Source organism: Paenibacillus sp. FJAT-26967 (assembly GCF_001541095.1).
GTDB lineage: Bacteria > Bacillota > Bacilli > Paenibacillales > NBRC-103111 > Paenibacillus_F.
Map to the genome: position 1 here is coordinate 62718 of NZ_LMXH01000004.1, position 18656 is coordinate 81373.

Sequence of the window (18656 nt, forward strand, 5' to 3'; positions counted from 1 at the left end):
CTATTGAGTTCATCCCCCGTATCCTTCTTCTATGAACAAGCAAATCCGGCATGTGATGACTGAATTCTCTCAGGGAACTCATCACATGCCGGATTTGCTATTAATCTTACTTTTTCTTTGGTTTCGGTTCATCATGAATGACGGAGTATTCTACGATATTCCCGTAATGATCCGCTTCGATAGCGCAGCAGCTTGTCATCATCTCTTTTACTAGCTCGCGGCCTCGCTGCACTCTGGATTTCGCTCCCGAATAGGAGATATTCAGATGTTCGCTTAACTGCTTCTGCGACATGCCCTGCAGCTCGGAAAGCTCAAGCGCCTCCCGATATTTATCGGGCATGCGAGTCAGGATGCTCATCATCCCTTTGGCGGCCTCCGAATTACAATCTGCAACTGGTTCTTCCTCGACCATGTTCACGTTATCCGGGAGTACCTCCGTCTTTTTTTCCTTCCGGAAATGATCAACGATGCTGTTCCTTGCGATTTGAAAAATCCATGCGCGTCTCTTTTCTTCATCCTGCAGACGGGAGATTCCTTCATAAGCTTTCATAAAGGTCATCTGTACAATGTCCTCGGTATCGGTGTGATGATTCGTTTTATTCAAAACGAAATTCCGGACGTGCTCATGGTATTCATCCCATAATTGCTCCAAATTCATCGGCGCGGTCCCCCTCTCCACGAAATTTTATTCAAAATGTTTCTCTTATTTGCGTCCGTTCCGATTTGACTACGTCTCCATTAATATAAACCAAATATTGGAGGGAGTAAATACGATGAAATACAACTTGCTTGGCAATACGGGAGTGCTGGTATCGGAGATAGGATTGGGAACAATGACATTCGGCGGCGGTGAAAAGTGGGGTGTTTTCGGCGGTCTGGGCGAAAAGGAAGCCGGCAATCTGGTCGATCAAGCGATGGATGCCGGTGTGAATTTTTTCGATACGGCCAATGTATACTCGGACGGACAATCGGAAGAAATTCTCGGCAAGGCCCTGAAGAACAAAAGGCATCAGGCTCTGATCGCGACGAAGGTCAGAGGACGCACGGGATCTGGTCCGAATGAGCTGGGGTTATCTCGACTGCATATCATTCAGCAAGTCGAAGCAAGCTTGAAGAGGCTCGGAACGGATTATATCGATCTGTATCAAGTCCATAATCCCGATCAATTGACGGACTGGGAAGAAACGCTTCGGGCTCTCGACGATCTGGTCCGGAGCGGGAAAGTTCGCTACATCGGCAATTCCAATATGACCGGGTGGAACATAATGAAAACCCGGGGTCTCTCGCAGCTTCACGGACTTCACGCTTTCAAGAGCAGCCAATCCTACTACTCTCTCGCCGCGCGCGAGATCGAACGGGAAATCATTCCGGTGCTTCAGGATCAAAATATGGGCTTAATCGTCTGGAGTCCGCTTTCCGGAGGCTTCTTGTCCGGCAAATACACGCGGGATAATCCGGGGACTGACAATGACCGGCATACGAACGCTCCGTTCCCTCCGGTCGACAAGGATAAAGTATTTCCGATTATCGATACGCTTCGGGATATTGCGGCAGCACGCAAGACAACGGTGGCCGGAATCGCTCTTGCTTGGGTGCTGAATCAGAAAGCCGTAACGAGTGTCGTTATTGGTGCCAAACGACCCGATCAATTACGGGATAACCTTGCGGCAAGCGGGATTATTCTAACGAGTGATGAATTGCTCAGACTGGATGAGGTCAGCCGTATACCGGTCGAGTACCCGGCATGGCCATTCTTGGAGGGCGATGATTCTATCGTGAGGAAGCATGCGAAATAACTAACTAGAGGCAAGAATAGATCGTCGGCGGCCAATGGCTGTCGACGATCTGTCTTGCCCTCGTAAGCTTAGGCAGAGTCACGCAGTGATAATCACCCGTGCTGCCCGCTGTTCTGAAATCTGGATTTCAAGAAGACCCATCCGATCAGCCCACATAAAACGAAACCAAACGCATATAGTGATCCGTAAATCGGAATAAAGTCGAGTATGGTTAAGGAAAATAGCTTTTTCAGTAACGGATAGCTTAAGGAAATAACGACAATCGTGTAAAAGGCCATGCAAGAAATGACTAAAAAGAAGCTAGCCTTATTGTGTAAAGAGTTTTTTCTCAAATAAGTTAGCAGATAAGTGGTGTAAATCGCAATATTACAGGCGAACAAGGTGACCCCAATGTACTCAATCGGCTTCGAGAAAATCATACCGACAGCGATCAGAATGGGTCCAATGATATCGATGGCGACGATCCAGGGGTACCAGCTTTTCTTAGTCATGATCCGTCCCAGCATACCGATAAAAATCGGAACGATTGCAGATGAGAAATGGAAATGGACTGAACTCAGGCCATGTTTGTCAGGATTAATTTGGAGCATGTGAAATTGATACTGATACAGGGCAAACCAAATACCCCCGATAAAAAAGTAAACGAGCCCCGCGCCAATCGCTATTTCCTCTATTCTTCCCTTGCGATTGACAATAACGGTCAGACCATAGATGCAGAGCAGTAAGGTAAACAGCAGCCACCCGAGGGAGAGAGCACCTGATAGGGCCGTGCTTCCTGGCGCCCATGTCTTGCTGCTCATTACAGAGGCTAAAGCAAGGAGTGCTGCGGGAAAATAAAGCAGCTTAATAGCCTTATAAAGAATCCTTTGATGTTTATTCTTCTTATCATGGTTCAAAAGTAAAATCACAAGAGGTACAAGGACGAAAGCCGCAAACATGAGGAATTTTTCGATAAGATTAAATGCCAAGTAATCCAGAAGAAATATAAGGATTGTTAGGATTCCGCCAAGAATCGTTGGTAATATGGATGCTTTCATTACTTGCCCCCAGTATGCTATTTATGAATGTTCATTCGTATGTGAAGCTAGTCTATGTATAGTGGGTAGATCCTTGTATTACTTTAACACATTTTGTGAGGACTAATCTCCTCTTCAGACGTAAGAACACGCTCTGCGGGCTAACGACGGCGCTCGGGTCCACTGACTGACATCGACGCCAAGACGCTTCACGGACGCCCCTCCGGCAATGATCGCTGTGCCTCGAAACGCTCGATTGTAGCCGCAACCCCGGGACCAGCGGGCGAAATTTGCGGCAGGGGGGATCCTCAGGTTATGCCGCCGCATTCAAGTCCAACCGTAGAGGAATTTACCTCCTCTCTGTCGAAAATGAGGAGTTACCTGTGACTGGTGCTTCAGGCAAGGAAGGAGCCATTATGCCTGCATACAGATTTCTTGAACGCTTCCTCTTCCCGCCGACATTGTTCAATGAGCGCAAGCTGGGGCGCCAATTGGAAGGAAAGACGATTCTTATTACGGGCGCTAGCTCGGGTATAGGAGAGCAGCTTGCTTATTTACTGGCTGATCTAAAGGTTCATTTAATCTTAGTGGCCAGGCGAGAAGACAGGCTTGCAGCTATGAAAGGCGCAATTGAGATGAAAGCCGCTCAAGTAAGCATATATCCGGCTGATCTCCGCAATGAGGAGGAGATGGCAGGATTGTTACTCTTTCTTCACCGGCTTCCTGACGGGCTCGATATAGTTGTAAGCAATGCGGGACATTCCATTAAACGTTCCATTCATCGTTCCCTGGACCGCTACCATGATTTTACTCGTACTATGGCGATTAACTACTCCGCACCTGTTCAATTACTTTTGTCGACGATTCCTCTTCTTGAGCAGAAACAAGGACACATCATTAACGTCTCGACAATCAACGTGTTGTTGCATCCTCTTCCCGGGTGGTCAGCCTATCAGGCATCCAAGGCAGCTTTCGACACTTGGTTTCTGTCTGTTGCACCGGAACTGAACGTGACAGGGATTTCCACGACCTCAGTCTATCTTCCCTTAGTTAGAACGCCTATGATTGTGCCAACGGCTTCTTATCAGACGTTACCCGCCATGTCCTCCCAGCACGTTGCCAGAATCATAGGCAAGTCTATGTATACTCACAAGAAAACCTACAAACCCTGGTGGCTGATTTTCGGACAGCTGACGTCTATTTTTTTCAGAAAATACATAGAGGTTTCAATGACTCGGAGGCTGAGAAAAAGGAGAGACAGCAATGAAGATCTATAAACTGCTCTATGTTCTTAATCAAATTAAATTGCTATCGCCTCTAGCCTTGTTCCGGCTAATGGCTTCCATATATAAAAATGGAATCAATCTGATGACACTTGTTCATTTCTCGGCAAAAAACTATGGGGAACGAATCGCCTTAGTAGACGAGCAGGAAACGCTGACTTATAGCCAGCTCTTTGCGCGATCCGATGAGCTTTCTTTAAGCTTGAGCCAAGAGTACCGGCTCGAAAGCGGGAAGAAAGTCGGTCTTGTTTGTAAGAATCACGCTTCATTAATTAAAACAATCTATGCCGTTTCTGCAACGGGAGCGGATATCTATTTGCTGAATGCCGAAATGAGCGAAGCTCAGTTGAGTAGTATTCTTGAGCGTCATCATTTCGACCTCTTGGTTATTGATGAAGAACTAAGCTGGCTTGGGCTTGGTGGCGAGCAGTATGCGCATAGGGGAGCGATCCTGATGAGTTATCATCCTACGCTTCCGGCGATCAACAACCTGCCTCCGGTAATTTATAACCGTACACAAAAACGAAGCCCCGCCTCTACAGGGAAACTGGTGCTATTAACGGGAGGAACTACAGGTTCCGCTAAGGAGGCGGCTCATAAGCCCTCGCTTTTTAATTATCTGGACCCCTTCTATGATTTTCTTATTCGATTAAAGATCCTCCACTATCATACTGCGTATATTGCAACGCCCATCTATCACGGCTATGGAATAGCGGTCTTGCTTTTATTCTGCGCCTTGGGTAAAAAAGTAGTTGTATGTCGTGGATTTAATGCGGAAATGGCATGCCGCTTGGTTCGGGAGCATCAGGTAGAAGTCGTAACGGTTGTACCGCTTATGCTGCATAGAATGCTGAGAACGAATGTGAGTGATTTGAAATCGCTGGCCTGCATTGCTTCCGGGGGAGCAGAGCTCAGCCCAAAGCTAGCCCAACAGACATTAAGTCAGTTGGGTGAGGTGCTGTACAATTTGTACGGCACCTCGGAAGCGGGGTTGAATATGATTGCAACACCACAAGATTTGATCTATTCCGCATGTACGCTAGGACGAAAGATTAAGGGTGTCGACCTTAAAATTCTAGATGATCATAAGAAAGAAGTTGAGGTTGGAAAAGTCGGTCAATTTTGTATTAAAAACAGGTGGTCTATGAGAAACGGATCTCAGATCTGGATCGAAACCGGGGATCTTGGTTACCGGGATGAGAACGGCTACTATTATCTATGTGGAAGAACGGACAGTATGATCGTTTCCGCGGGGGAAAATGTGTATCCGCTAGAAGTAGAGCGGGTGCTGCTGACTCATCCCCAAGTAGAAGACGCGGCTGTTATTGGAATTAGTGACGAGCTTTATGGGCAGCGATTGAAAGCTTTTGTCCTTATGAACCCTCGGGCCCATACGAATACAGAGGAACTCATCGACTGGCTGCGTCCCCGATTGGCACGATTTCAGCTCCCCAAAGAAATCGTTCTCGTCGACGATTTACCGTATACCTCGTTAGGTAAACTGAATAAAAAGCTGCTTACATAGACTCGTATAAGTGTTCGTCTGCCGTCTGCTTTTTGCCTGGAAGGCATCAGGCTACAAAAAAGGCAATTGACAAACGAGGCACAGGTGTTATAGCATGGCTTTAATATCCAATACGTTGAAAAGGAATAGTACGCTTTTCTAAGCGCTCAGAGAGCTGTTGGTTGGTGCGAAACAGCCGCGAGGAAGAATGGAACTCACCTTGGAGTTGCCCGCTGAACCAGTGAAGTAGGCGGAGCCGGAATCCTGACCGTTATCATCAGGAGGATATGAGGTTACCAGTATGTCCGGGAACCCATATCCGCAGAGTGCATGCCGTCTATGGCGTGAATTCGGAGTGGTACCGCGTAAGATGTCACAGTCTTTCGTCTCTGTTAATGGAGACGGAAGGCTTTTTTGCGTTATGCCTGCCCTTTAATGACCCGTGTCAAAAAATGATGGAAGGATGGATACCTATGAAAAACGTTGAAAAATACGCCAGAGGATACTTTATGCCGCAGGAGGCAAGCTTGAATTGGACCCGCAAGGAATATATTACAGAAGCCCCGATTTGGTGCAGTGTCGACTTGCGTGATGGAAATCAGGCGTTGATCGTTCCGATGAATTTGGAGGAGAAGCTGGAATACTTCAAAATGCTGGTGGAGATCGGTTTCAAGGAAATCGAAGTCGGATTTCCCGCAGCGTCGGAAACGGAATTCACCTTCCTGCGCACATTGATCGAGCAGGATTTGATTCCGGATGATGTAACGATCCAAGTGCTTACCCAATCGAGGGAGCATATTATCCGCAAAACCTTTGAGGCACTGAAAGGTACAAAAAAAGCAGTCGTACATTTGTACAACTCGACTTCTGTAGCACAGCGGGAACAAGTATTCCGCAAATCGAAAGAGGAAATTATCGACATCGCCGTGAAAGGCGCCAAGCTGCTCAAGGAGTGCGCGTTTGAAACGGAGGGGAACTTTCAGTTCCAGTACTCCCCGGAAAGTTTTACAGGTACGGAGATTGATTTTGCGCTGGATATTTGCAACCAAGTGCTTGAAGTATGGGAGCCGACGGCGGAGAATCCGGTCATCATCAACCTGCCTGCAACGGTGTCCATGTCGATGCCTCATGTCTACGCCAGTCAGATGGAATATATGAGTGAACACTTGAATTACCGGGAGCATGTTATTCTATCCCTTCACCCGCATAACGACAGAGGCACAGGCGTGGCTGATGCCGAGCTGGGGATGCTGGCCGGAGCCCAGCGTGTTGAAGGCACGTTATTCGGTAACGGGGAACGGACGGGCAACGTAGACATTGTTACGCTGGCCCTGAACATGTACTCGCACGGGGTAGATCCTAAGCTGAATTTTGAGAACATTCCGGCAATCCTCTCCGTTTATGAACGGCTGACCAAAATGAGAGTGAGCGAAAGACATCCTTACGGCGGGGAGCTTGTGTTTACAGCTTTCTCCGGTTCGCATCAGGATGCGATTGCCAAGGGCATGAAATGGCGCGAAGAGAAAGAGCCGCAGCATTGGTCGGTTCCCTATCTGTTGATCGATCCGCTGGATATCGGCAGACAATACGAAGGTGATATTATCCGCATTAACAGCCAGTCGGGCAAGGGAGGAATCGGTTACGTGCTGCAGCAAAAGTATGGCCTCGATCTTCCCCAGAGCATGCGCGAGCACTTCGGATATTGCATTAAAAACGTATCCGATCAGCAGCAAAAAGAGCTGCTACCGGACGAAATTTACGATATTTTCAATAAGGAATATGTAAATATTAATTCCCCTACCGAGCTGGTTAAATACCGGATTAACGAAGAGGAAGATTTCCAAACCACCGTGATTGTGCGCACGGATGACGGAGTTAAGGAAATTACAGGTACGGGGAACGGAAGGCTTGATTCGGTCAGCAATGCCCTGCAGGCTTATCTTGGATTGGAATACAGCGATCTGGTCTACAAGGAGCACGCTTTGGAAATAGGCTCTAAATCGCAAGCGGTCTCTTATATCGGGATCACGGCCTCAGACAGCAAAGTATATTGGGGCTGCGGCATTGACGTTGATATTCTGACCTCTTCTATCAAAGCTTTGTTTAGTGCCGTGAATCAAATGAGCCGCCATATGAACAAGAACAATTAAAATTGACATACAGACGCTAGAGCAGGCATACGAGGTGTAATGCATATTCTGTGATGAAAAGGCCATCCCGCAAAGGATGGCCTTTCCAAGTTATTGTTATATGCAACGGGCAGAGCCGTGTCATAAGTGGCTGTAACGGTTGGGACTTGATGGCCGGGAACGGGCGTATAGTTAACAGAAAAATAAGGGTATACCAATGGGAATTTAGCGGATAATTGATATAGTACACCTAGTGGAAACAGATTGGAGAGGTAATATGGGAAATACGGATAAGTTCGAAATGATTGCTAATACATATGACACTCCTGAAAGAATCCAAATTGCAAAAGTATCATCTGATGCCATACGTGAATATTTAGTTGACGCTAATAGCAAGAATGCTATTGATTTTGGGTGTGGAACGGGTCTTGTCGGAATGAACTTGGTGGACGATTTTAATTCTATGCTTTTTCTGGATACTTCACAGAACATGATTAATCAAATCAAGCAAAAAATTGCTGATTTTAATATTCAGAATGCAGATACGTTATGCTTTGATTTTGAAAAGGAAGGCCTATCAGATTTACATGCTGACTATATCTTTATGGCTCAGGTTCTACTCCATATTCATGATGTCGAATCCGTTTTATCAAGATTATACGAGGTTCTAAATGAGGGAGGGCACTTGCTAATTGTAGATTTTGATGAAAATGAAAAAGTGGTTTCAGATCTCGTTCATAACGGATTTAATCGGACAGAGCTAACTGACATGATGACCAAGATAGGGTACAGGAATATTCAATCCAAAACTTTCTATAGTGGAAGTAAAATATTCATGGGACAGGATGCATCTATGTTTGTTCTGGATTCTCAAAAATAAACTTTTAGCTGGAAAGTATCCGGTTAGCAGACTGGGAAGCATGTGAATGTGGTCATCCACGTGACATAACACCGGGGCAATGTGACCGCGATGCTGAGGCAGCAGGGAGATGCAGGATGCCCGACCGATTATATGTTTTATTTGATGGAGCGGCAGGAAGATGGGCGGTAAATGGAGCGGAGCGATGGGCGTCCCCATCCACCAAGGCCGTCATTGAAGAACAACAAGATGGTATCATATGGATGGAGACAAATGCGAGCCGATTCTCGACGGAAACGTTTTCAGAAGGCCGAGGCTTGTTTAACAGTAGACCATTGAATGTGCGGAATTTGTTCGTCATTAACTGTAATTGTTCCTACACATATATTTGACCGGGCAGGATTTTCTAAGTAATGCTGAATTGTAAACCTGATGGCTTTTGAAATTTTCAGGTTTAATAATTCACTCTTATGAATCCAAAACAAGTCTCCTTCTTCTGAAGGGATAAAGTTTCTATGCGTTGTCTCCCCAAAATAAACGTATTGCTGCCTGATTTCACCATTACCATCTTCAATCAGAATGTATTTAAGTGTAAAATTCTCTATCTCGTTCTCCTTAAAGCCTGTTTCCTCTTCGATTTCCCTGTAGCTTGCTTTCATCGGAAAGTTTAACTCCTCGTGCTCAAGATGCCCGCCGATGCCTCCCCAAAACTCGAAATTAAAAATCTTGCTGTTGGCCTTCTTCATCATTAATACATATTCTTGATGGCTCAAGAATGCCGTTGCCATTTGTCTGATTTCCACAATACTGCCCTCCGTAAAATTAGGATTAGTCTTCAATATAATTTTATCTTAATCCGCAAGTATCGGGAATGATTTCCACATACCCCAAAAAAGCACCCTCATATTATGAAGGTGCTTCTTCGTTATTGAATAATCAATCCATCTTTCATCGTGATGACATGATCTGCATAAGAGAGCATTTCTTCATCATGCGTTACGAGTAAGGTTGTAATGTTTAATTCTTTCGTCAAATTCCGGATGAGTGTCATGACATCCTTGGATCTTGTGGAGTCTAGACTTGCAGTGGGCTCATCGGCAAACAGCATTTTTGGCTTATGGATGATGGCACGTCCAATCGCAACCCGCTGTTTCTCTCCACCTGACAATGAGGCTGGATAGGCGTCTTTGCGATGGTCCATTCCGACCAATTTGAGTATCTTCAGGACTTCTTCTTTTTGCTCGCGTTTACTGATTTTGGTCTCTGACACATTAAGCATTAGCATGAGCTGATCTTCTACGGTAAGGAAAGGCACGAGATGAGAGGATTGAAAAATAAATCCGAACTGACTGGCGCGTATTTTGCGAATCTCTTCTTGCGTCATGTCGGTCATGTTCTTTCCCTCGAAAATGATTTGTCCGCCGGATGCGCGCTGAAGACCAGCAGCGATCGTAAGAAGCGTACTTTTGCCGGAACCTGAAGCACCTACGAGAGCCGTTATTTCTCCTTGCTGTTGAGTAAGGTTGATCCCGTTTAATACTTGTTCGTCGACTTCGCCATTCGTAAATGTTTTTCGTACGTCTTGTATTGTGAAGGTAGTCATATTAGATATCTCCTTGCTGTATGGCTTGCAGTGGCTCAACTTTGCGAATTTGAAGACCGGAAAGTGTTGCACCGATAAATCCAATAATTAAGAATAAGATCGACAATGCAAGGGTTGTCCCAATCGTCAGACTAAAAGGCATGCCTTCCGGTGCGATCATATTAAAGCCCTGACTGAGTGCAATGGATAATACAAGTGCGATTGCGGTGATGAAGAACATCTGAGTCCACATCATACGGAATAATGCGCTTGTTTTTACACCGATTGCTTTCAAGATCCCGTATAATCCGATCTTCTGCACATTCATCATATAGAAGAAAATTGCAAACAACATACCGCTAATGGCGACCAAGAACCAAATAATCATATTAAGAGACATTTGTTCTGCACTATAGCTCGCGATGGTGTTCAGAAACTGTTTATTTGAAAAAGATTGTAATCCCTCAACAGACAGTGATTGATCCTGCCCTGGAATGAAAAGCAGCTGCATCGTATTCACGCGGTAAATTTCTTTATAGTTATCCATATGGATAAAAGCAACGGGTGCGTGGCTGTATTTCTTCTGGTCCGCGAATCCGATGACTTTAAATTCCCCGCTGAACTGATTGTTTGTTAATACATCGCCTACTTGTATGCCGTCTTTCTCTAAGGAACGATCTAAGACAATTTCTCCGGGATTCACGTTCTCGAACAATTTCGATTCGGTTGATGTCACAAAAGCAACGGAGTGCTGCTTGTCCTCCGCGTCATTCACAAATCCCATTTGAATGGAAAGTGCAGCTGCATCCTTATGCTCCTGTAGGATGTTCTTTTGTACATCCGGATCTATTTTGGAGAGATTGTACGTTTCATTGGCTTGCTCATTCATATAGAATTGACCGGCGGGCAGATCCTTGATTAAAGCTGCATTATCTTGAGATAGACCATTGGCGAGTCCCGATATGATAAAGGTTAAAAAACTAACTAAAAAAATGATTGAGCCTAAAATAACAAACTTCGCTTTACTCTTCTTGATTTCTTTCCATGCCATATTCATGACTATGCCTCCCTTTCTCTCTTGCACTATGAGTATACTGCTGCAATATGAACTGTGGATGAACTGAGGATGAACGGAGTATGTACGGATTATGAATGGAGAGTTACAACTCCCTTTTTAGCTGCTCCTTGCGAAAACAAAAGAAAAAGAGCAGCTTCCTATAGGCAGCTGCTCTTTCTTTCGTTGAATAAGTTAGGAGAGGTTGTTTTCGCGTTTGCTTACTTTAATATTCCCCTTTAATTACAAAAAACGAGCCCCGAATAGTTCCGGCTAATTTAGACTTCTGCCTGGCAAACTTAAACTTCCCTTCTAACTCCCTGGGAACCTCCATCCCTTCGGCAAGCTTAAAACCGACAGCACGCTTCTTCGGGTCATCAACCGTATACATAACGTTAACCTCAAGGCCATCCTCATAAATGATATAGGCGAATTGGATATTATCCACTTGAAAACGCGACGTTTCCAAAGGTTTGGCCGCAAACTCAATAGCACGTTCTTCTTTCAAAATCCGGTTCACGTAATGGAGGGTTTCCTGGCTTTCGCTGGCCGGTACAACCGTAAATTCATGCTTGTATTTGTTCATAAAGTAACGGGCTTCATTAGCTCGTAAACCGGCAAGCGCTTCTGCTACAGGTGAAGACTCTAGACCAACCGCAGACACATCTTTAAAATCAACGATATAAGACAATTCCATTCCCCCCATTATTTCCTGACAACAGGAATCCACATCTCACCAACAAACAAACCGTTTCGCTGTCCCATCTCAACCGTTGCATTAGGACCGCCAACATAGGCATAATCTTGTGCTTCCGGCAGGACTTGGCCAAAGGCAATGCCGGTGAGCGTCTGACTCAATTCCTCGGCCGTGTTGCCTTCTCCTTTAACAACGAGGTATTCTCCTTTAGGAAATTGGATAACCCGGGTTGCTTCCGGTAAAGACGCCTCTGTCATTACGCCGGCATAGTACATCATCTTGTTATTCACCGCTTCGTTCACGGCAAAGATATAGTCATTGGCAGCAATGGCTTTTAAAGCGTCAAGCCTTCCATCTTGTTCCACTGATTCCCAAAAGTCCGCCTTCTCTTTGTTTATGCCGGCATAGTCTGTGTAATGGCTCTGGAGCTCAGTTCCGATACCCAAAACGATAAAGCTGTTCTTTTCTTCTAGTGTATAATTTGTCATATTCAATCCCGTCCTTTTCTTGAAATTCATTAATGATTTGTCTTTTCACTTGATGAGTTTATAATAGCCTTAAATCATGTCAAAAAGTGATACTGTTTAGGGAGGCCCGATGAAAAAAGTTGAACGGATTAATATCATCATGCGGTATATTAACAACCGCGCCAACTTTACCATTTCTGAAATCATGCGGGAATTTAATATCTCTCGTTCGACAGCTATTCGGGATATACGTGAAATTGAAGCCATGGGGATGCCGCTGGTAGCTGAAGTTGGAAGGGATGGGGGTTATTTCGTGATGAATAACTCTGTCCTGCCCACGGTCCGCTTTACCGATAATGAGATTAAAGCTCTTTTTATTGCCTTTATGGCGACAAGAAATCAACAACTTCCATATTTAAAGAGTCGTCAGTCTTTAGCTGAAAAATTACTGGGCCTCATTTCGCAAAATCAGCAAGATGACCTTGTTCTTTTAAATGGAATCTTGCTTTTTGAAGGAACCAATCCCCATAATCCCGATCTGCTTGATCTGTCGGATTTGCCCCATCCTATGTTAGAAAAACTCATTCAAGCACTTCTTTCGGACCGCTATTTATTGGTTTCCATTCAAGAGGAGGAGGGAATAAAGTCTTATCCCATTTATCTCTTGCACCTTTATCGTGAGAAAAGTCAGTGGCAAATTGAAGGCTTTTACTTAAAGGATGAGAAAAGGATGGTTTTTCCTGTAGACAATCTCACTGATGTTAAGCCATATTCTGCGGAAAAAAGATTAAGTAAGAAAAAGATTTTAGAAAAACTGAGCAAGCAGGAAGAAGCAATTAATTTTGTCCTGGAGCTTGGTCCGAAGGCGATTGCCCAGTTCAAGAAATACCATCCTTTAAAAGTTTCGATTGCCTATACGAATCCTTACCAAACCACCGCTATCCTGAAGAATTTTATCCATGTTCATAATTCCGAAGAATTGACGGAGCTGACAAATTGGCTGCTTTTCCTTGGCGGAGATATCAAGGTCAGGGAAGTGCCGGAAGAGATCTTAGAAGTTTTACAAGAAAGATTAGGTTTATTCTGCCCATGAGCAGGGCTGTAATGAGGAGTAATGCGTCCCAATATAGGGCAGAAGCCTCTGTAATTCCCTGCCTCGCAGCTGCATACCGGGACCGGTCCGCGGTCGCCGGCAGTCAAAAAAAGAGTGAACGCGGGGTACGTTCACTCTTCACTCTTAGGTTGCCGCTTATACCGTCAATGTCTGAATAAAATGCTCCTGGAACCGCTTGGCGTCGACACCGGTGCAGACATTGACGTTCGGCCGGTCGGTACACCGCGGACGCAGATCGGCGATGGTTCGGCCATAGGAGTGAATGCCCTCCAGATCTACCTGGAGTACCATTGGCTGAACCTCGACCAGGCCCGGATCGATCGCAACGGCTACCGCTAACGGATCATGCAGGGCGCAGCCTTCCCGGTCGCCATAGGCTTGCCGGTAACCTCCGATATAGTAGGAGGTTATATCGGCCAAGAAGCGGGTCAGATCCGAATCCCGCTCTCTCCATCGCTGAACATCCTTCAGGCTGAGCTCGGTCTGCATGGTCACATCAAGTCCGACCAGCGTAATCGGAGCTCCGGATTGGAAGACGAGCTGGGCCGCTTCGGGATCGGAATATATATTCGCTTCCGCATGCATCCGGCAGTTGCCCGCTGCCCCCACGGCTCCGCCCATCACGATAATCTGCTGCACCAGCGATATAATCTCTGGGGCATGCACAATGGCCGCGGCCAGATTGGTCAAAGGGCCGACACAGATTAGCGTCACTTGCTTGGGGTATCGCCTGATTTGATCCACCATGAAAGCCGCCGCGGGCGTTGACACGGGCCTGCCTTCCGGATCGGGGAACGTCAAGTCGCCAAGACCTTTCTCGCCATGAAATCGGGCGGGATAGGCTTTCATAGAGGGATGGAACAATGGGGCGGCTTCCCCAGCCGCGACAGGAATCCCGGTTGCTCCTAACCGTTCCAGCACATGAAGCGTATTGCGTGTTGCGTACTCCACCGGTACATTTCCGAAGCAGGTTGTAATCCCGATGACATCCAGAGCCGAGGACCGGACAGCGTAGGCAATCGCCAGCGCATCGTCAACCCCTGTGTCCACATCCAATAATACTCGGTGCATGAATCATCTTCCTCCTTCCTGTAACTGTTATGAAAGCACCGTGCGAATGTAATGCTGAAGGAATTCTTCTTCACGGACCTGCATGCATACGGAGGCGTTGGTCCGTGTCTGCGGATGTCTGAGGTCGACCAGCGTCGCTCCTGAGGAGACCGGTCCCTTGGTCTCGATATAGACGTAATAGTCCTCCATCTCCACAAGGGATGCATTCTCGGCGACAGCCAGTGCCAGCGGATCATGCATCAGCCGGTATTTCCCCTCGTTCAAGCGCTCGCTTGCCTCGAAGCTGAATGTGAACATATGATGCAGGAATGCTTGTAATTCTGCCTGTTCATCGGTAAAGCCGTTCATGAGTTCATGATAATGAGCTTGGCTGAATTTGGCCTTCGAGGTCACGTCGAGGCCTACCATCACAATCGGAATCCCCGATTCGAACACCCGGTGCGCCGCTTCCGGATCTCCATGAATGTTGGCTTCGGACACGGGTGTCGTATTGCCAGGCACCTTGATGGCGCCTCCCATCAATACCAGCTTCGCCTTCTGCGCAATGGAGGGGTCCTTGGCGAGAGCGACCGCCAAATTGGTCAGCCTGCCGGTGAACACCAGGGTAATGTCATGTGCCTGTTCCCGCACCTTCCGCACGATGAAATCGGACGCCTTCTCGTCCACCGGCAGCTGGCGCGACTCAGGCAGTTCATAGCCCGCGAGACCGTTTGCCCCATGAATGGCGGTTACGTTCTCGCGGCGGGGGCGGAATAAAGGGGCGTCCGCTCCCATGGCAACCGGAATCTCGTAACGGGGTTGCACCAATTCCAGCACCCGAAGCGTATTATCCGTCGCCTGCTTCACATCCACGTTGCCGAATACCGTTGTGATGCCTTCTATATGCAGCCTATTGGATTTAACGGCGAAGATGAGCGCCAGGGCATCATCCACGCCGGTATCCACATCCATCAGGATGTGCTTAACCTGCTCCATATCGTCACTCCCTTGTTCCCTCACTTATGTTTGGCAAGCTCGTCCGCAAGCTCCGGTATCGTCAGGATATTATGACCGATATCCAGGGAGTAGCCGAGTCTGCTGATATGCGGCTGCTTCAGCATCGCCTGCTCCAGCACATCCAGATTCCAGAAGATGGCCCGTTTATCGTCATCCGCAATAACTTGACGATTAGCCATGACGATGACCCGCTGGAAGTTGTTCACGACAAATTCCATATCATGCGTGATCGTGATAATGGTTTTTCCTTCTCCGCGTAATGTTTCGATCAGATGGGCGAGCGTTTTCATGGCCGGAATATCCTGGCCTGCTGTCGGCTCATCCAGAATGATGACACTGGAATCCATCGCAATCACGGAGGCAATGGTTACGAATTTACGCATGGAGTAAGGCAAATTGTACGGATTTTCCTTGAGAAACGGAACGACACCGGCCAGCTCCACCGCTTTCATGACGTTCGCTTTGACCTGTTCCTCCGGGAGACCCAGCTTGCGTGGGCCGAATTCGATCTCGCTGTACACATCATTATGGAAGATCTGGTCGTCCGGGTTCTGGAACACATAGCCGACCTTTCTCGATATTTGAGCGGTCGTATAATCACGCGTATTCCAGCCGTCGATGACAACATCACCCTCGGAAGGCTTGAGCAGTCCGTTCATCATCTTGACGGTGGTTGTTTTACCCGCCCCGTTCTGGCCGACAATCGCAACCGATTCGCCCTTACTGAAGGACATGTTAACCCGATCCACCGCTTTATAGCCGCCCGGATAAGCGAAGGAAACATTCGTCAAAGTCAGAAAGCTCATACTTTAACCTCCTTATTCATCCATGTCTTCACCGCTTTGATGGCTTCTTGTTCCGTTAACGGTATGCTGCCCAGATCCATCTGCCGCTTGCGCATTTCCATGCCGAACAGCGAATATTGGGGAAGAGCGGCCCCGAACGCAAGCGCACGCTCATCGGTAAGAATTTCTTTCGTGTTTCCTTGCATGGCCACTTCACCCTCGTTCAGCAGGATGATATAGTCCGCATATTCGGCAATCAGCTCAATTTTGTGCTCGACTAGAATGATAGTTTTTCCCTTGTTCTTCATCAGTTCGATAATCTTGAACACATCTTCGGTGCCCTTAGGATCAAGCTGCGAGGTAGGCTCGTCAATCACCAGTACATCCGGCTCCATGACGATAATGGAAGCGAGGGCGACCCGCTGCTTCTGACCGCCGGAGAGCTCGAACGGGTTTTTATCCCGCAAATAATCGATTCCCAGCATTCCGATAACTTGATCCACCTTTTCCACGATGAGCCCGGGATCCATTCCGAGATTTTCAAGACCGAATGCAATTTCTTCAAACACGTTGTCCTTCACGCCGCTAATTTGTGTAAAAGGGTTCTGGAAGACATAGCCGATTTTCTGGGAAAGCTCGCCCAGTTCCCATTCGCGGATATCCTTACCATCAATCAGCACCTCTCCGCGCAGATCCCCTTTATAGAAGTGGGGGATAAACCCGCGGATGACATTGCACAGGGTTGTTTTCCCGCCCCCATTGGCACCAACCAGTGCGTACAGTTTGCCTTTTTCAATGGTTAGATTCACGCTCTTGAGTGCATCAGACTCGCTGATGGGATATTGGTACGATAAATTCTTGATGGTAATTATACTCATAGCGCAACTCTCCAAATAATTAGGATAGCAAGCAGTACAAACAGCAAAATTTGAACGAGCCGGTCATACTTTGTTTTCTCCAGTTTATAGATGCTGCTTTTTTTGACATTGGCTGAGAAAGCTCTCGATTCCAGCGTAAGTACCCGTTCCTCCGTGCTTGCCACCGATCCGAGAATTAGTGGACTAAGCGTCGGCAGGAAGGCCTTCACGCGGACAAACAGCTTGCCTTCGGTTTCAACGCCTCTTGTTTTTTGTGCGTCCATGATGACATGGGTCAGCTTTTTCATCTCCGGAATGAGCTGGAGTGTGGATAAGATGACATAGGTTACCTTGGGCGGCAAGCCGATCTGTTCGAGGGAATAGACCAAATCTTTGACCTTGGTGATTCGGAAGAACAGAATGAATGCCGATGCTATCGCCACGATTTTCGATGTGAGGAACAGGGCGAACTCAATTCCTTCCCGCTTGATGGAGAAGATGCTCCAACTCCACAAGATGTCATTGCCGGGATAGAAAAAGCTTTGCAGAATAAAGATGAACACCACAATCATCAGCAGGGCCTTAATCGTCAGATTGGAAAATTCCTTAAAGCAGCCGGCAAAGTAGGCCAGCATCATACAAATCGGCAGAATCGCGTAGCTGAATCCGTAGCCGGGTACTATAAAGGCCGCCAAACATAAAGTCATGGTAATCATAAACTTGCTGGTTGGATAAAGACGGGTCAACATGAACCGTTCATTTTTCACTAGAACCTCCTCCTCCTGAAAGCGCATCCATTATTGATTGCAGATTATTTCTTTTTTATGAAAATCGCGCCGTAGTTCAGCTTGGATAAGTATCTCGGAGACATTTTCATAACGATGACAAAGGCAATAATGTTACTGATGACTTTGTCGAAGCTTTCCACCAGAATTTTGGTCGAGAATACCGCCGTCCAGATCTTCTGTCCGGAAGCGAGGAATGTAGCGACCACGGCATCGGAGGAGTTGCCGGTCGCTCCGCCGAACATCAGCACCTGGATCGGCGATGCAACGATCAGCACGGCCAGTACAACGGCAAATGAAGACAAGATCACTTTCCACAGCTTCGTATACATGCCTTTCATGGCCAGCAGGCCGACCACCAGACCAACGGCCATTTGTACAGGTGTAAATGCGAACGAGACGGGGTTCGTTATTCCGACAACGAGATTGGTGCTGGCCCCTGTAACCATTCCGACCCAAGGACCGCCGATCATGGCTGTCAGTATCGTTCCGATGGTGTTCAAGTAGATCGGGAGCTTGAGCAGCAGCACAATTTGAGCACCGACAAAGTTGATCGCGATACCGATAGGAATTAATAAAATGGCCAGCAAAGAAAAATCATATTTAAGTCCGCGTTTAATTCCCACTGAGAATTCCTCCTAGAGCATAGTTTGTCATAAAG

At 46.9% G+C, this 18656-nt stretch carries 19 protein-coding genes, 1 pseudogene and 1 other annotated feature; of the genes and pseudogenes, 7 read left to right on the plus strand and 13 right to left on the minus strand.

From position 1 onward, the window contains the following. Positions 1-106: 106 nt before the first annotated feature. On the minus strand, positions 107-658 hold the full coding sequence (gene sigZ, locus AR333_RS16740) for an RNA polymerase sigma factor SigZ (RefSeq protein WP_068776528.1): 552 nt from the start codon (positions 656-658) through the stop codon (positions 107-109). A 115-nt stretch (positions 659-773) separates the two neighbouring features. On the opposite strand from sigZ, the gene AR333_RS16745 reads away from it, so the two are divergent. Then, positions 774-1796 carry an aldo/keto reductase gene (locus AR333_RS16745; protein ID WP_068776529.1) on the plus strand — a complete coding sequence of 341 codons (1023 nt, stop codon included), beginning with the start codon at positions 774-776 and terminating at the stop codon, positions 1794-1796. Between the two features lie 92 nt (positions 1797-1888). Here the strand turns inward: AR333_RS16745 and AR333_RS16750 are convergent, their stop codons facing one another. Further along, positions 1889-2833 (minus strand): YndJ family transporter, encoded by a 945-nt coding sequence (locus AR333_RS16750; protein ID WP_068776530.1) that lies wholly within the window; start codon positions 2831-2833, stop codon positions 1889-1891. A 395-nt stretch (positions 2834-3228) separates the two neighbouring features. Between AR333_RS16750 and AR333_RS16755 the strand changes: the two genes are divergently transcribed. The 5 genes and pseudogenes from AR333_RS16755 to AR333_RS25450 form a co-directional block, all read left to right on the plus strand. Further along, the gene (locus tag AR333_RS16755) at positions 3229-4089 is read left to right on the plus strand and encodes an SDR family NAD(P)-dependent oxidoreductase (protein WP_068776730.1); all 861 of its coding nucleotides are present in this window, start codon (positions 3229-3231) and stop codon (positions 4087-4089) included. Continuing rightward, positions 4076-5620, plus strand: a complete 1545-nt coding sequence (locus AR333_RS16760; protein ID WP_216638984.1) for an AMP-binding protein — start codon at positions 4076-4078, stop codon at positions 5618-5620. The genes AR333_RS16755 and AR333_RS16760 overlap by 14 nt, the downstream gene beginning before the upstream one ends. A 106-nt stretch (positions 5621-5726) precedes the next feature. Continuing rightward, positions 5727-5993 (plus strand) — a binding site (T-box leader). Positions 5994-6072: 79 nt separating this feature from the next. After that, positions 6073-7749, plus strand: coding sequence for a 2-isopropylmalate synthase (leuA, locus tag AR333_RS16765; protein WP_068776531.1), 1677 nt, complete (start codon positions 6073-6075; stop codon positions 7747-7749). 256 nt (positions 7750-8005) lie between these two features. Beyond that, complete coding sequence (locus AR333_RS16770; protein ID WP_068776532.1) at positions 8006-8608, plus strand: class I SAM-dependent methyltransferase; 603 nt, start codon at positions 8006-8008, stop codon at positions 8606-8608. 42 nt (positions 8609-8650) lie between these two features. Beyond that, positions 8651-8779: pseudogene (locus AR333_RS25450) on the plus strand (DinB family protein); the annotation flags it as partial. A 110-nt stretch (positions 8780-8889) separates the two neighbouring features. Here AR333_RS25450 and AR333_RS16775 read toward each other — a convergent pair. The 5 genes from AR333_RS16775 to AR333_RS16795 form a co-directional block, all read right to left on the minus strand. Next, on the minus strand, positions 8890-9390 hold the full coding sequence (locus AR333_RS16775; RefSeq protein WP_253735886.1) for an NUDIX domain-containing protein: 501 nt from the start codon (positions 9388-9390) through the stop codon (positions 8890-8892). A gap of 122 nt (positions 9391-9512) precedes the next feature. Then, positions 9513-10190 (minus strand): ABC transporter ATP-binding protein, encoded by a 678-nt coding sequence (locus AR333_RS16780; RefSeq protein ID WP_068776533.1) that lies wholly within the window; start codon positions 10188-10190, stop codon positions 9513-9515. Position 10191: 1 nt separating this feature from the next. Beyond that, positions 10192-11226: an ABC transporter permease gene (locus tag AR333_RS16785; protein WP_068776534.1), complete on the minus strand. Its 1035-nt coding sequence runs from the start codon at positions 11224-11226 to the stop codon at positions 10192-10194. A gap of 223 nt (positions 11227-11449) precedes the next feature. Next, complete coding sequence (locus tag AR333_RS16790) at positions 11450-11914, minus strand: phage tail protein (RefSeq protein ID WP_068776732.1); 465 nt, start codon at positions 11912-11914, stop codon at positions 11450-11452. A gap of 14 nt (positions 11915-11928) precedes the next feature. Continuing rightward, complete coding sequence (locus tag AR333_RS16795; protein WP_068776733.1) at positions 11929-12408, minus strand: GyrI-like domain-containing protein; 480 nt, start codon at positions 12406-12408, stop codon at positions 11929-11931. 109 nt (positions 12409-12517) lie between these two features. Here AR333_RS16795 and AR333_RS16800 point away from each other — a divergent pair, with 109 nt between their 5' ends. After that, on the plus strand, positions 12518-13480 hold the full coding sequence (locus tag AR333_RS16800; protein ID WP_068776535.1) for a YafY family protein: 963 nt from the start codon (positions 12518-12520) through the stop codon (positions 13478-13480). Between the two features lie 156 nt (positions 13481-13636). Here the strand turns inward: AR333_RS16800 and AR333_RS16805 are convergent, their stop codons facing one another. Genes AR333_RS16805 through AR333_RS16830 form a run of 6 tightly spaced genes read right to left on the minus strand, consistent with a single transcriptional unit; the run spans position 13637 to position 18621 of the window. Further along, positions 13637-14572, minus strand: a complete 936-nt coding sequence (locus tag AR333_RS16805) for a nucleoside hydrolase (protein ID WP_068776536.1) — start codon at positions 14570-14572, stop codon at positions 13637-13639. Positions 14573-14599: 27 nt separating this feature from the next. Further along, positions 14600-15547: a nucleoside hydrolase gene (locus AR333_RS16810; RefSeq protein ID WP_068776537.1), complete on the minus strand. Its 948-nt coding sequence runs from the start codon at positions 15545-15547 to the stop codon at positions 14600-14602. A gap of 20 nt (positions 15548-15567) precedes the next feature. Next, positions 15568-16374, minus strand: a complete 807-nt coding sequence (locus tag AR333_RS16815) for an energy-coupling factor ABC transporter ATP-binding protein (protein WP_068776538.1) — start codon at positions 16372-16374, stop codon at positions 15568-15570. After that, positions 16371-17231, minus strand: coding sequence for an energy-coupling factor ABC transporter ATP-binding protein (locus tag AR333_RS16820; RefSeq protein ID WP_068776539.1), 861 nt, complete (start codon positions 17229-17231; stop codon positions 16371-16373). The genes AR333_RS16815 and AR333_RS16820 overlap by 4 nt, the downstream gene beginning before the upstream one ends. After that, positions 17228-17977 (minus strand): energy-coupling factor transporter transmembrane component T, encoded by a 750-nt coding sequence (locus AR333_RS16825; RefSeq protein WP_084783754.1) that lies wholly within the window; start codon positions 17975-17977, stop codon positions 17228-17230. The genes AR333_RS16820 and AR333_RS16825 overlap by 4 nt, the downstream gene beginning before the upstream one ends. 44 nt (positions 17978-18021) lie before the next feature. After that, the gene (locus AR333_RS16830; protein ID WP_084783756.1) at positions 18022-18621 is read right to left on the minus strand and encodes an ECF transporter S component; all 600 of its coding nucleotides are present in this window, start codon (positions 18619-18621) and stop codon (positions 18022-18024) included. Positions 18622-18656: the final 35 nt, after the last annotated feature.

Coding starts and splice junctions, on each gene's coding strand:
- AR333_RS16805 (WP_068776536.1), bottom strand. CDS start 14,572: ATGCACCGAGTATTATTGGATGTGGACACAGGGGTTGACGATGCGCTG.
- AR333_RS16755 (WP_068776730.1), top strand. CDS start 3,229: ATGCCTGCATACAGATTTCTTGAACGCTTCCTCTTCCCGCCGACATTG.
- leuA (WP_068776531.1), top strand. CDS start 6,073: ATGAAAAACGTTGAAAAATACGCCAGAGGATACTTTATGCCGCAGGAG.
- AR333_RS16795 (WP_068776733.1), bottom strand. CDS start 12,408: ATGACAAATTATACACTAGAAGAAAAGAACAGCTTTATCGTTTTGGGT.
- AR333_RS16820 (WP_068776539.1), bottom strand. CDS start 17,231: ATGAGTATAATTACCATCAAGAATTTATCGTACCAATATCCCATCAGC.
- AR333_RS16815 (WP_068776538.1), bottom strand. CDS start 16,374: ATGAGCTTTCTGACTTTGACGAATGTTTCCTTCGCTTATCCGGGCGGC.
- sigZ (WP_068776528.1), bottom strand. CDS start 658: ATGAATTTGGAGCAATTATGGGATGAATACCATGAGCACGTCCGGAAT.
- AR333_RS16750 (WP_068776530.1), bottom strand. CDS start 2,833: ATGAAAGCATCCATATTACCAACGATTCTTGGCGGAATCCTAACAATC.
- AR333_RS16760 (WP_216638984.1), top strand. CDS start 4,076: ATGAAGATCTATAAACTGCTCTATGTTCTTAATCAAATTAAATTGCTA.
- AR333_RS16770 (WP_068776532.1), top strand. CDS start 8,006: ATGGGAAATACGGATAAGTTCGAAATGATTGCTAATACATATGACACT.
- AR333_RS16745 (WP_068776529.1), top strand. CDS start 774: ATGAAATACAACTTGCTTGGCAATACGGGAGTGCTGGTATCGGAGATA.
- AR333_RS16810 (WP_068776537.1), bottom strand. CDS start 15,547: ATGGAGCAGGTTAAGCACATCCTGATGGATGTGGATACCGGCGTGGAT.
- AR333_RS16785 (WP_068776534.1), bottom strand. CDS start 11,226: ATGAATATGGCATGGAAAGAAATCAAGAAGAGTAAAGCGAAGTTTGTT.
- AR333_RS16780 (WP_068776533.1), bottom strand. CDS start 10,190: ATGACTACCTTCACAATACAAGACGTACGAAAAACATTTACGAATGGC.
- AR333_RS16800 (WP_068776535.1), top strand. CDS start 12,518: ATGAAAAAAGTTGAACGGATTAATATCATCATGCGGTATATTAACAAC.